General features: G+C 72.8%; 12 protein-coding genes. 9 read left to right on the forward strand and 3 right to left on the reverse strand.

Annotated features, from left to right (window positions below; translation table 11 throughout):
- Nucleotides 1-37 precede the first annotated feature (37 nt).
- The 6 genes from AB0I73_RS16490 to AB0I73_RS16515 all read left to right on the forward strand — a co-directional run bounded on the left by AB0I73_RS16490 (nucleotide 38) and on the right by AB0I73_RS16515 (nucleotide 6,975).
- Nucleotides 38-1,648 carry a polyamine aminopropyltransferase gene (locus tag AB0I73_RS16490; RefSeq protein WP_363037859.1) on the forward strand — a complete coding sequence of 537 codons (1,611 nt, stop codon included), beginning with the start codon at nucleotides 38-40 and terminating at the stop codon, nucleotides 1,646-1,648.
- A 105-nt stretch (nucleotides 1,649-1,753) separates the two neighbouring features.
- Nucleotides 1,754-2,656, forward strand: coding sequence for an SRPBCC domain-containing protein (locus tag AB0I73_RS16495; RefSeq protein WP_363037861.1), 903 nt, complete (start codon nucleotides 1,754-1,756; stop codon nucleotides 2,654-2,656).
- Between the two features lie 71 nt (nucleotides 2,657-2,727).
- A complete protein-coding gene (locus AB0I73_RS16500; protein WP_363037863.1) occupies nucleotides 2,728-3,543 on the forward strand; it encodes an aldose 1-epimerase in 816 nt (271 codons plus the stop codon).
- 20 nt (nucleotides 3,544-3,563) lie between these two features.
- A complete protein-coding gene (pyrE, locus tag AB0I73_RS16505; protein WP_109377166.1) occupies nucleotides 3,564-4,112 on the forward strand; it encodes an orotate phosphoribosyltransferase in 549 nt (182 codons plus the stop codon).
- A gap of 179 nt (nucleotides 4,113-4,291) precedes the next feature.
- On the forward strand, nucleotides 4,292-5,323 hold the full coding sequence (gene fbaA / locus AB0I73_RS16510; protein ID WP_363037865.1) for a class II fructose-bisphosphate aldolase: 1,032 nt from the start codon (nucleotides 4,292-4,294) through the stop codon (nucleotides 5,321-5,323).
- Nucleotides 5,324-5,436: 113 nt separating this feature from the next.
- Entirely contained in the window at nucleotides 5,437-6,975 is a 1,539-nt protein-coding gene (locus AB0I73_RS16515) for an MFS transporter (RefSeq protein ID WP_363037867.1), read from the forward strand.
- Here the strand turns inward: AB0I73_RS16515 and AB0I73_RS16520 are convergent.
- From AB0I73_RS16520 to AB0I73_RS16530, 3 genes are all read right to left on the reverse strand, one after another.
- On the reverse strand, nucleotides 6,972-7,394 hold the full coding sequence (locus tag AB0I73_RS16520; protein WP_109377169.1) for a DUF3151 domain-containing protein: 423 nt from the start codon (nucleotides 7,392-7,394) through the stop codon (nucleotides 6,972-6,974). The genes AB0I73_RS16515 and AB0I73_RS16520 overlap by 4 nt on opposite strands.
- 16 nt (nucleotides 7,395-7,410) lie before the next feature.
- A complete protein-coding gene (locus AB0I73_RS16525) occupies nucleotides 7,411-7,536 on the reverse strand; it encodes a hypothetical protein (RefSeq protein ID WP_363037870.1) in 126 nt (41 codons plus the stop codon).
- Nucleotides 7,537-7,639: 103 nt separating this feature from the next.
- Entirely contained in the window at nucleotides 7,640-8,887 is a 1,248-nt protein-coding gene (locus tag AB0I73_RS16530) for an FUSC family protein (protein ID WP_363037872.1), read from the reverse strand.
- A 98-nt stretch (nucleotides 8,888-8,985) separates the two neighbouring features.
- Here AB0I73_RS16530 and AB0I73_RS16535 point away from each other — a divergent pair, with 98 nt between their 5' ends.
- The 3 genes from AB0I73_RS16535 to AB0I73_RS16545 all read left to right on the forward strand — a co-directional run.
- Entirely contained in the window at nucleotides 8,986-9,846 is an 861-nt protein-coding gene (locus tag AB0I73_RS16535) for an SMP-30/gluconolactonase/LRE family protein (RefSeq protein ID WP_363037874.1), read from the forward strand.
- The gene (locus tag AB0I73_RS16540; protein ID WP_363037876.1) at nucleotides 9,843-11,321 is read left to right on the forward strand and encodes a glucose-6-phosphate dehydrogenase; all 1,479 of its coding nucleotides are present in this window, start codon (nucleotides 9,843-9,845) and stop codon (nucleotides 11,319-11,321) included. The genes AB0I73_RS16535 and AB0I73_RS16540 overlap by 4 nt, the downstream gene beginning before the upstream one ends.
- The coding region (locus tag AB0I73_RS16545) for an MFS transporter (RefSeq protein ID WP_363037878.1) at nucleotides 11,318-12,190 on the forward strand (873 nt) is incomplete at its 3' end. The genes AB0I73_RS16540 and AB0I73_RS16545, both read left to right, overlap by 4 nt.

The raw sequence follows: 12,190 nt of genomic DNA on the forward strand, positions 1-12,190 counted from the left end.
ACGGTCCGCACCGGAGGCGTAACGTAACGTCGCAGGGGTGATCGAACCGCAGGCCCCCGCCCCGCCCCGCCCCGCGCAACCCCGGGGCAGGCCGGGAGGCAACGGCGGCAGCCCCTCGGACAGCATGCTGAAGCTGCCGGTGCGACAGGGCACCGGCCGGTTCCTGGTCCTCGCCGGTGTGTTCGTCTGCGCGGCCTGCGGGCTCGTGTACGAGCTCGAACTCGTGGCGCTCGCCTCGTACCTGATGGGCGACTCGGTGACCCAGGCCTCCGTCGTGCTGTCCGTCATGGTCTTCGCCATGGGGATCGGCTCGCTGGCCGCCAAGCGGCTGCGCCGGCACGCGGCGGCCGGTTTCGGCGCCGTCGAGGCCGCGCTCGCCCTGGTCGGCGGATGCAGCGCGATGGCCCTGTACGCCGTCTTCGCCTGGACCGGGTCCTGGGGCGGTCCGTGGGCCCACGGACCGCACGTCCTGCTGGTCGCCTTCTCCCTCGCCGTCGGCCTGCTGATCGGGGCCGAGGTGCCGCTGCTGATGGAGCTGATCCAGCGGATCCGCCGCCAGGACGCGGGCGGCGCGGTGGCCGACCTGTTCGCCGCGGACTACGTCGGCGCTCTCGTCGGCGGGCTCGCCTTCCCCTTCCTCCTCCTGCCGTTCCTGGGCCAGTTGACGGGGACGCTGATCACCGGCGCGGTCAACACGGTGGTCGGCGGCGCGCTGGTGCTCGGACTCTTCCGGCAGGATCTGACCCGCCGTGCCCGGCGGCTGCTGCTGATCGCCAACCTCTGCGTGCTGGCCGTCCTCGCATCGGCGGTTCTCCTCGTCGACGACTTCGAACGGGCCGCCCGCCACGCCATGTACGGCTCGGACGTCCGGGTCGCCCTGCAGACCGACGTGCAGGAAGTGGTGCTCACCGGCGGCCTCGACGGCCGACCCCTGGACCTGTTCCTCGACGGTCGGCTGCGGACCGGCAGCCGGGACGAACTCCGCTACCACGAGGCGCTCACGCACCCCGCGATGACCGGTCCGCACGCGCGCGTGCTCGTTCTCGGCGGCGGCGACGGACTGGCCGCCCGTGAGGTGCTGCGCCACCGCGACGTGCGGCGGGTCGACGTCGTCGCACTCGACGCGGGCGTCGTACGACTGGCCCGCCGCGACCCGGCCCTGTCCGCGCTGAACGACCACGCCCTCGACGACCCGCGCGTACGGGTCAGCACCGCGGACGCCTTCGCCTGGCTGCGCCGGGCGTCCCCGGCGGCGTACGACGCGGTGGTCTGCGACCTGCCGCGCCCGGAGGCCACCGAGAGCACCAAGCTGTACTCGCAGGAGTTCTACGGCCTGGCCCGGCGCGTCCTGGCGCCCGGCGGGCGGCTCGTGGTGCACACCGGGTCGGTGGTGTCCCGGCCCCGGACGTTCTGGACGGTGGAGTCGACGGTCCGCTCGGCCGGCTTCCGCACCAGCCCGTACAGCAGGGGAGACCAAGGCTTCGTCCTGGCCGCCCGCACCGTCCCGGAGCTGCGCCTGGACCCCTCCGGCCCCCGTCCGCGCACCCTTACCGACGGCTCCCTCGCGGCCGGCGCGCGATCCGCCGCACGCACCCGTGTCCCCGGCCTGCCCCCGTCGACGCTGCTGCACCCCAGGTACGCCCGCTGAGCCGGCTCGCCCCCTGATGTACCGCTGTACCGCATGTACCGCTGTACCGCCCTTTCGCACCGACGGGGATACAGCCCGGCGTCGCCATGGGTAGGCTCCGCAGTCATGGAGCACGAGGTGTTCGTTCCGGTTCCGGTGGAGCGGCTCAGGGAGGCGCTGGACGACCCCGCGCGGGTCGCCCGCGCGGTGCCGGGGCTCCAGCACGACGCCGGTGTGGATCCGGTCGCAGGCAGGCTGAAGTTCCGTGTGGGCAGCCACTCCGTCACCTACCGGGGCTCCGTACGGGTGTCCCGGCGCGAGGACGGTTCCTACGCCGTCGAGGGCGACGCCGTCGAGACGCGCGGCACCGGCACGGTGAGACTGGCGCTGCGGCTGCGTCCGCTGGCCGCGGAGGGCGGCGCCACGCTCACCGTCGACGGCACGGCGACGGCCGACGGCCGGGTCACGGAGCTTCCGGCGGACGCGGTGGCGTCGGCGGTGGCCCGCCTGCTGAACCGTTTCGCGGAGAACCTGGGCACGGCGGCGGGGGAGCCTCCCAGGCCCGAGTCGCCCACGGACGAGCCCCCGGCCCCCGCACCGGCCCCCGGCTTCGACACGGAGGCCCCCCTGCCGGCCCTCGACCCCGAGGCCCGGGACGAGGCCGGGGACGACGTCGGGGATGGCGTGAACGACATGGGCGACATGGGCGATGTGGGCGATGTGGACGACACGGATCTCGCAGACGACGTGGACGAGGTCGTCGGTATTGACGGTGTCGACGCCATCGACGCCATCGACGCCATCGACGACGCCGACGACACCGTCGCCGAGGCGGCGCACGCGCGGCGCACGATGATCGGCCGCAGCGCCGAGGAAGTGGACCACGCCCCGCCCCGGGGCCGTTACGCCCCCGTCCCCGCCCCGCAGACCGTCTCCCCGGCCACCCCCCTGCGCTGGGCCGCCCCGGCGGCCGCCCTGGCGGTGGCCTCGGCGGTCGTCGCCGTGCGGGCACTGCGCAGACGCCGCTGACCCCGCCCCGGGGCACGCGGGCCCGGCCGGACCTCGGGAGGTCCTTTTGATCACCCCAGTAGGGTCGTCCCGTGAGCAACGAGGACATCACTCTGACCGCGGGCGACGCGGAGGTCACCGTGCGGCCGGAAAACGGCGGGCGGGTCTCGGGACTGCGGATCGGGGGCGTCGAGCTGCTGCGCCAGGGCGACCGCTACGGGTGCTTCCCGATGGTCCCCTGGTGCGGGCGGATCCGGGACGGCCGGTTCCGGAACGGCGCCACCGTCCACCAGATGCCGCTGAGCGCCCCGCCGAACGCCATCCACGGCACCGCCCGTGACACCGCCTGGCGTACCGCCCGCGCGAGCGGGAACGAGGCCGTGATCACGTACGACCTCGGGGAGCCGTGGCCGTACCCCGGGCGGGTGACGCAGGTGATCACGCTCGGCGCGGACTCCCTGACCCTGGCCATGGCAGTCGAGACGTACGAGTCCTCCTTCCCGGCGCAGATCGGCTGGCACCCCTGGTTCAACCGCGCCCTCGGCGGCACGGACGCAGCGGGCACGGCGGGCACGGCGGACGTAAGCATCGACTTCACCCCCGCGTGGCAGGAGGAGCGCGGCGACGACCACCTGCCCACCGGCCACCGGATCGACCCGAAGCCCGGCCCCTGGGACGACTGCTTCGGCATGCCGGGCGGCGTCGACGTCACCCTCACCTGGCCGGGGCGGCTGGAGCTGAAGGTGACCAGCCGCGAGGAGTGGGTGGTGGTCTACGACGAGCAGCGCGAGGCCGTCTGCGTGGAGCCGCAGACCGGCCCGCCCGACGGGCTGAACACCCACCCGCGCCTGGTCACCCCACTGGAGCCGCTGGAGGCCACGACCACCTGGACCTGGCGCAGGCTCTGAAGCCGTCTACCCTGGCTGCCATGAGCGAGGTACGTAGCGCACTGCTGCAGCAGATCAAGGACAAGGCCGTGGTGCACGGCAAGGTGACCCTCTCCTCGGGTCTCGAGGCCGACTACTACGTCGATCTGCGCCGCGTCACCCTGGACGGCGAGGCCGCCCCACTGGTCGGCCAGGTGCTGCTGGACCTCACCGAGGGGCTGGAGTTCGACGCGGTCGGCGGGCTGACCATGGGCGCCGACCCGGTGGCCGCCGCCATGCTGCACGCCGCCGCCGCGCGCGGCCGGAGGCTGGACGCCTTCGTGGTCCGCAAGGCGGCCAAGGCGCACGGCCTGCAGCGGCGCGTGGAGGGCCCGGACATCAGGGGCCGCCGGGTCCTGGTCGTCGAGGACACCTCCACCACCGGCGGCTCCCCGCTCACCGCCGTCGAGGCCGTGCGCGAGGCCGGCGCCGAGGTGGTGGCCGTCGCGACCATCGTCGACCGGGCGACCGGCGCCGCCGAGAAGATCCAGGAGGGCGCCGGGGTGCCGTACCTGTTCGCCTTCGGCAAGGACCAGCTCGGCCTGGACTGAGGTCGCGACCGGTCGGCCGGTCCTCCGTCCGACATCATCCGACATAACGACTTGACCTGCGCCGTCGACCAGCCGGGCAAGTCTGGGAGGATGGGGCCGACAATGACGTCGCATCCAAGGTTCCAGGTCAGGGCCGACAGCACCCAGTACGCCACACCGCACGCATAAGGAGCGGACAGATGCCCATCGCAACTCCCGAGGTCTACAACGAGATGCTGGACCGGGCGAAGGCAGGAAAGTTCGCCTACCCGGCCATCAACGTCACCTCGTCCCAGACCCTGCACGCGGCACTGCGCGGCTTCGCCGAGGCGGAGAGCGACGGCATCGTCCAGATCTCCACGGGCGGCGCCGAGTTCCTGGGCGGCCAGCACAAGAAGGAGATGGTGACCGGCGCGGTCGCCCTGGCCGAGTTCGCGCACATCGTCGCCGAGAAGTACGACGTCAACATCGCCCTGCACACGGACCACTGCCCGAAGGACAAGCTCGACGGGTACGTCCGTCCGCTGCTCGCCGTCTCGGAGGAGCGGGTCAAGGCCGGCCGCAACCCGCTGTTCCAGTCCCACATGTGGGACGGCTCCGCCGAGACGCTCGCCGACAACCTGAGCATCGCCCAGGAGCTGCTGGAGCGCGCCCGCGCCGCGAAGATCATCCTCGAGGTCGAGATCACCCCGACCGGCGGCGAGGAGGACGGTGTCTCGCACGAGATCAACGACTCCCTCTACACCACGGTCGAGGACGCGATCCGTACGGCGGAGGCGCTCGGCCTCGGTGAGAAGGGCCGCTACCTGCTGGCCGCGTCCTTCGGCAACGTGCACGGCGTGTACAAGCCGGGCAACGTGGTCCTCCGTCCCGAGCTGCTGAAGGAGCTCAACGAGGGCACCGCCGCCAAGTACGGCAAGCCGGCCGACTCGCAGCCGTTCGACTTCGTCTTCCACGGCGGCTCGGGCTCCAGCGAGCAGGAGATCCTGACCGCCCTGGAGAACGGCGTGGTCAAGATGAACATCGACACGGACACGCAGTACGCCTTCACGCGTCCGGTCGCCGACCACATGTTCAAGAACTACGACGGTGTCCTGAAGGTCGACGGCGAGGTCGGCTCCAAGAAGACCTACGACCCGCGTACCTGGGGCAAGCTGGCCGAGGCGTCGATGTCCGCCCGCATCGTCGAGGCCTGCCGGAACCTGCGCTCCACGGGCACCCGGATCAAGTAGGCCGCACGTACGCGTCCGTACGCGTTCGCACGTCTCTCGTACGTCGCTCGTACGCGTTCGTCGGGCCCGGCACACATGGTGCCGGGCCCGACCCGTTTCCGTATGCTCCCTGCATGCCCGATGTCCGGCTGGCCTCCCCGCAGGGCAAGTGGATTCTGCTGACCACGGTGCTCGGTTCCAGCATGGCCCTGCTGGACTCCACCGTCGTCAACGTCGCCCTTCCGCGCATCGGCCGCGACCTCGACGCGAGCCTCGCCGCCCTGCAGTGGACGGTCAACGCGTACCTGGTCACGCTGGCCGGGCTGATCCTGCTGGGTGGTGCGCTGGGTGACCGGTTCGGCCGCCGGAAGGTGTTCGTCGTCGGGGTGCTGTGGTTCGCGACGGCCTCCCTGCTGTGCGGTATCGCCCCGAACACCGGTGTGCTGATCGCCTCCCGCGCACTGCAGGGCGTCGGCGGCGCGCTGCTCACGCCCGGCTCGCTCGCCCTGATCCAGGCGTCCTTCCACCCCGACGACCGGGGCCGGGCGGTGGGCCTGTGGTCCGGCTTCGGCGGGATCGGCGCGGCGGTCGGCCCGTTCCTCGGCGGCTGGCTGGTGGACGGGCCGGGCTGGCGCTGGGTGTTCCTGATCAACGTGCCGCTGGCCGTGGTGTGCGCCCCGATCGCCGTACGCCACGTACCGGAGTCGGACAGCGGACAGCAGGCCACCGGCCGTTTCGACGTGCTCGGCGCGGTCCTCGGCGCGCTCGCCCTCGCCCTGGTGACGTACGCGCTGATCGAGGCCGGCGGGGGCTCCCTCGTGGTCGCGGTCGCCGCCGTCGCCGGACTGGCCGCCGCCGTCGCCTTCGTGGCCGTCGAGAAGCACCGCGAGCATCCGATGGTGCCGCTGGACATCTTCGCCTCCCGCCAGTTCACGGCGGTCAACCTCGTCACGCTGTGCGTGTACGCGGCCTTCGGCGGCTTCTTCTTCCTCGCCGCGCTCCAGCTCCAGGTCGCCGTCGGCTGGTCCGCGCTCGCCGCCGGTACGGCCCTGCTCCCCACGACCGCGCTGATGCTGCTGCTCTCCGCCCGCTCCGGCGAACTCGGCGAGCGCATCGGGCCGCGCATCCCGCTCACCGTCGGACCGCTGCTGTGTGCCGCCGGGATGCTGCTGATGACACGGGTGGGGCCGGGTGCCTCGTACCTCACCGATGTGCTGCCGGCGCTGCTGGTGCTGGGCCTCGGCATGGTCACCCTGGTGGCGCCGCTGACCGCGACCGTCCTCGCCGCCGTGGACACCGCCCGGGCGGGCCTGGCCAGCGGCATCAACAACGCGGCGGCCCGCGCGGCCGGCCTGGTGGCGGTGGCCGCGCTGCCGCTGCTGGTCGGGATGGGGCCGGAGGCGTACCGGGAGCCGGACGCCTTCGACGACGCGTTCCGGCGGGCGATGGTGCTGTGCGCCGGCGTCCTGGTGGTCGGCTCGGCCCTCGCCTTCGCGACCGTACGACGTCCCGCGCCGGGCTGTCGGCGCCCGGAATGCCACACCCACGGCAGCGTGGCCGTACCCCCGCTGGAGCCCGAGACCGAGACCGAACTCGAGCCCGAGATGGGGCGGAAAGGTGGTGTTTCACGTGAAACACCACCGCCGCCCGGGTCCCGGGAGTCCGGGACCTAAGCCCGCCTCAGCTCCTCGTACGCCTCGGCGCTGCTGTCCTGGAGGAACTGGCGGCACCGCTCCGCCTCGTCCTTCTCGTCGATCGCCTCGGCGGCGCGGGCGAGGGCGGCGAGGCAGCGCAGGAAGCCGCGGTTGGCACGGTGGCTCCACGGAATGGGGCCGTGGCCCTTCCAGCCGGACCGGCGCAGCGCGTCGAGCCCCCGGTGGTAACCCGTTCGGGCGTACGCGTACGACTCCACCACTCGCCCCGCCTCGAAGGCGTCGTCGGCGAGCATGGCCCAGGCCAGCGAGAACGTGGGGAACTTCGCCACCACCTCGGCCGGCGGCAGGGAGTCCTCGGCGAGCAGGCGGTACGCCTCCTCGTTCTCCGGCAGATGCGTGGGGTCAGGGCCGCCGAGCAGGTTCTTCTGAGTGGTCATGCCGCCAGTCTGCCATCTACGGCGAGGCGTCCTTCCGGGGCCGTGCGGTGGAGATGCGGGCGGTCAGGGCGCGGGCGAGCATCGGACCGAGGGCGGTCCCGCGCCGGCCGCAGACCGTGCCCTGCCGCCTGCGGTCACCCACGGGCGCCACTCTCCCGGACGGAGTTGCCATGCCCAGGAACAGTGGGGGACAGCCTGGCCTCAAGGCCCGACGACCGCCCGCACGACCGCCCGCACGACCGCCCTCACGACCGCCCTTTCGAGGCCCCGCTCCGGGAGGACGACCGGCGGGCCCTGCCCCAGACCCGTCTCGACCGCCCGATGAGCCGATCGGTCCAGCGGTGCAGTCGGCCGGGTGGCATCTTGGCGGGGTGTACGCGCCGGTCCAGCGCGCCCGTGCGGATCGCCTCGCGCGCGTCGGCGAGGCCGACTCCCGCGAACGTGATGACGTCGGTCGCGACCGTGCGGAGGCTGTGGGACAGGAAGGCGAGGTCCGCGTCGGCGGGCCCGGCCGCCTCCGCGGTGATCCGCGTCGCGAGTTCCAGCGAGCGGTCCGCGGCGCGCTGGCGCGTGTCGCGGTCGTCGAGCCCGTCGGCCAGCGAGGTGATGACGGCCGTCAGGTCGCGCACCGGCTCCTGGAGCCGGCCGCGGGTGTCGGAGTCGGCCGACGCGACGAGGCGGGCGAGCATGAGGCAGCTGGCACCCAGCAGATCGAGGTGCTCCGCGTTCTCCTTCTCGCGCACGACGACCTTCGCCCGCCAGGTCAGCACACGACGTGTGACACGCGTGTCGGTCCGCCCGACCCGGCGCAGCTCCAGAAGGTGGTCCAGCACCTCGCGGAGTTCCCCGACCGCTTGTCGGGCGAGCCCGTCGTCGTCCTGGTCGATGGCGTCGGCCAGGGTGGTCAGGCCGTCGGCGATCGCGTTGAGCGCGGCTGTCTCGGCGCGACGCAGCAGCGCCAGGGGCTCGGGCGGGAAGAGGAGCTGCGAGAACACGAGAGCGATGCCCGCGCCGGTCAGTGCGTCCACCAGGCGCTGGACACCGTTCGCCTGGTTGCCCAGTGCCACCACCAGGATGGAGCTCACCGCGGCCTGGACGACGACGACCTGTGCGCTCCGCAGTGCGCGGGCGGTCGCGAGCGAGACGAAGACGGCGAGTGCCATCGCGCCCGGCCCCTTTCCCAGGACGGCGAGCACGAGTTGGCCGACCAGCAGGCCGAGGAGCACACCCTGGAGGAGCCGGATCGCGTGCAGGCCGCGTTCGCCGAGGTTCGCGGTCAGCGCGACCACCGCCGTGATGGGCGCGAAGTACGGGGCGGGGTGGTCGAACACGTAGCGGGCCACCAGCCACGCCGCCGTGGCGCCGGCGGTGGCCTGAAGGAGCAGCCACACGTCCAGGGCGACCCGGCGGCCGCCGACCGAGAGCCCCGACACCGCCCGACGTGCCACCGCGCCGGCTCCGCGGGCTGTTCTGCGGGACCGCGGCGCGCTCACCCGGCTCATCATGCCAGCAGGCCACCCCGCCCGCCGGGCGGCGACCGCCCCCGGCGGGCCACGCCTGCGCCTGTGTTCATGCCCGCGCCGGAAGGGAGGTGGCGACGGTGAAGGTCGAGCAGGTGACCGAATCGATCGCGTACCACGGTGAGGGACCGGTCTGGTCCGAGGCGTGGGGCGGCCTTCGGTGGCTGGACATGCTGGCGGGGGACGTGCTGTCGCTCGCCGCGGACGGGACCGTGACGCGGCGGCACATCGACACCGTGGTGGCCGCGGTCCGGCCCAGACGGCGAGGTGGCGCCGTCATCGGTGTCACCCGTGGGTTCGCCCTCGAAGACACGGACGGAAAGGTGACTCTCTTGGACTCCCTGTGGAGTGATGAGCGTGTCCGCATGAACGAGGGCGGATGCGACCCGGACGGGCGGTTCTACTGCGGTTCCATGGCATACGACAACCGGCGGGGAGCCGGATCGGTCCACCGCCTGGACCCCGACGGCTCGACGACGACCGTCCTCGACGGAGTGACGATCTCCAACGGTCTCGAGTGGAGCCCCGACGGCGACCGCGCCTACTACGCCGACACCGCGACGGACCGCGTCGACGTCTTCGACTACGACCGTGAGCGCGGACTGAGCGGACGGCGCCCGTTCGCCGCCGCACCGGGCGGTCCGGGCGGCAGCCCGGACGGACTGACGGTCGACGCGGAGGGCGGCGTGTGGGTCGCCCTGTACGGCGGCGGCTCGGTGCGCCGGTACGCGCCGGACGGCACCCTCGACGAGATCGTGACGCTCCCGGTCACCAAGGTCACGGCGTGCACCTTCGGGGGGCCGGAACTCGACCGGCTGTTCATCACGACCTCCCGCGAGCACCTCGAACCCGGTGCCGAGCCGGAGGCGGGCGCGTTGTTCACCTGCACACCCGGTGTCCGGGGTGTGCCCGTCCGGGAGTACGCCGGATGAGCGGCGCCGACGCCCCCCGGGGCGGCTCGAAGGGTGAGCGGGCCGGGCAGGCCGGGAAGCAGGCCGAGCCCGAGGCCAAGTCCGAGGCCAGGTCCGGGTCCGGGCAGACGCAGACCCTGCTCATCCTCGGCGCGCGCGGCGACCTGACGGCAAGGCTGCTCCTCCCGGGACTGGGCGGCCTGGTCGCCTCGTCCTCGCTGACCGACCTCTTCCTCGTCGGCAGCGACCGGGGCGAGGAAGACGACGAGGCGTGGCAAGCGGTCGTCGCGCAGGCGTTCGCGGCCGGTGAGGCGAGCGGGCCGGCCGTCGACACCGTCGTCCGCAACGCGCGCTATGTGGCCGCGGACGCCACCGACGAGGGCGACCTGCGCCGCCTGCTGGAGTGCCGCCGCGGTCGCCTCACGCTGTACTTCGCGCTGCCGGCGGCCGTGACGGTCGAGGCCTGCCGGGCATTGGCCCGGATCGGCGTGCCGGACGGTACGCGCCTGGTGCTGGAGAAGCCCTTCGGCACCGACGCGGCCAGCGCGACCGCGCTGAACGAGCTGCTGCACGGCTTCGTGCCGGAGGACCACGTGCACCGCGTCGACCACTTCCTCGGCATGTCGACGGTGCTCAACATCCTCGGCGTCCGGTTCGCCAACCGGGTGGTCGAACCGCTGCTCTCCGCGGAGCACGTCGAGGCGGTCGACATCGTGTTCGACGAGACGCTCGGCCTCGAGGGCCGGGCCGGCTTCTACGACGTGACGGGTGCTCTGCGCGACATGATCCAGAGCCATCTGCTCCAGGTGCTGGCGATCGCGGCGATGCCCCCGCCGAGCACGCTGGAGCAGCTCGAGGTGCGGGACTCCAAGGCGCACATCCTCCGGGCGACCCGGGTCTGGGACGACCGTCCCGAGCGGTTCAGCCGCCGCGCCCGCTACACCGCCGGCACGATCGACGGCCGTTCACTCCCGTCGTACGTCGACGAGGAGGGCATCGACCCCGCCCGGGGGACGGAGACCCTGGCCGAGGTGGTGTTCGCCGTCGACACCTGGCGGTGGGCCGGTGTGCCGTTCCGCGTCCGCTCGGGCAAGGCGATCGGCTCGCCCCGGCAGGAGGTCACGTTCTGGTTCAAGGCCCCCCAGCACGTCCCGGACGGGCTCACCGGCGAGGCCCGCGCCAACAGGCTGCACATCGGCCTCGGCCCGCGTCGCCTCCAGATGGACATCAACATCAACGGGCCGGGCGACCCGTCCACCATCTCCCCGGTCACGCTCGACACGCGTTTCGGGCCCGGCGAGCTGTTCGAGTACGGCGAGGTGCTGCGGGGCGTCCTGGAGGACGAGAAGCCCCTGTCGGTGCGCGACGACATGTCGGTCGAGTCGTGGCGCATCGTCCAGCCGGTGCTGGACGCGTGGCGCGACGGCCGGGTCCCGCTCGAGGAGTACCCGGCCGGGAGCGCCGGTCCGGCGGCATGGGAGGCCAGGACGCCATGAGCGAAGCGCTGAACACGCGACCCGGAGAGGAGAGCCACTTCGTCCACCTCACCCCGCAGGGGGTGCACCGTGTCCGACGCTGGGCGATGTCCATCACCCTCGGCAGCTTCCTGTTCGGCTTCGACACCGGGATCATCTCGGGCGCGCTGCTGTTCATCCGGGAGGACTTCGACCTCAACTCCTTCGAGCAGAGCTCGGTGGTGAGCGTCCTGCTGCTCGGCGCGGTCGTCGGCGCGCTGACCAGCGGGAGGATCGCGGACCGCTACGGACGGCGTCCGCTCCTCGCCGGCCTCGGTGGCCTGTTCTTCCTCGGGATCGCCGCCGCCGCCCTCGCAGGCGGCTACGGGGTGCTGCTGCTCGGCCGCGTCATCATGGGCCTCGCCGTCGGCGGTGTGTCGGCCACGGTGCCGACCTACCTCGGTGAGATGGCACCGGCTCAGGTCCGGGGCCGCGTCCTCAGCCTCAACCAGCTGCTCATCAGCACCGGTCTGCTCGCCTCCTACCTGGTGAACTGGGCCTTCTCCGGGTCCGAGAACTGGCGCGGGATGTTCTGGGTCGGTGGCATCCCGTCCGCGCTCCTCGTCCTGGTGTGCCTGTGGCTGCCCGAATCCCCGGTGTGGTCGCTCACCCACGGCAGGACGGACCAAGCCCGAAGGACGCTCGACAAGGTCACCGAGCCTGGCGGTACGGACCTGGTCGTCGCGCGCTTCGGCAGCACCGGGCAGGAGGGCGAGCAGCGTCGTGAGAGGACCGGAAGCGGCTCCGGCAACCTGCGGGCGCTGTTGGCCCCGGCGGTCCGCCCCGCGCTCCTGGTCGGCGTGATCCTCGCCGCCCTTCAGCAGTTCTCCGGGATCAACACGATCCTCTAC

The organism is Streptomyces sp. NPDC050388 (assembly GCF_040655635.1).
Classification (GTDB): domain Bacteria; phylum Actinomycetota; class Actinomycetes; order Streptomycetales; family Streptomycetaceae; genus Streptomyces.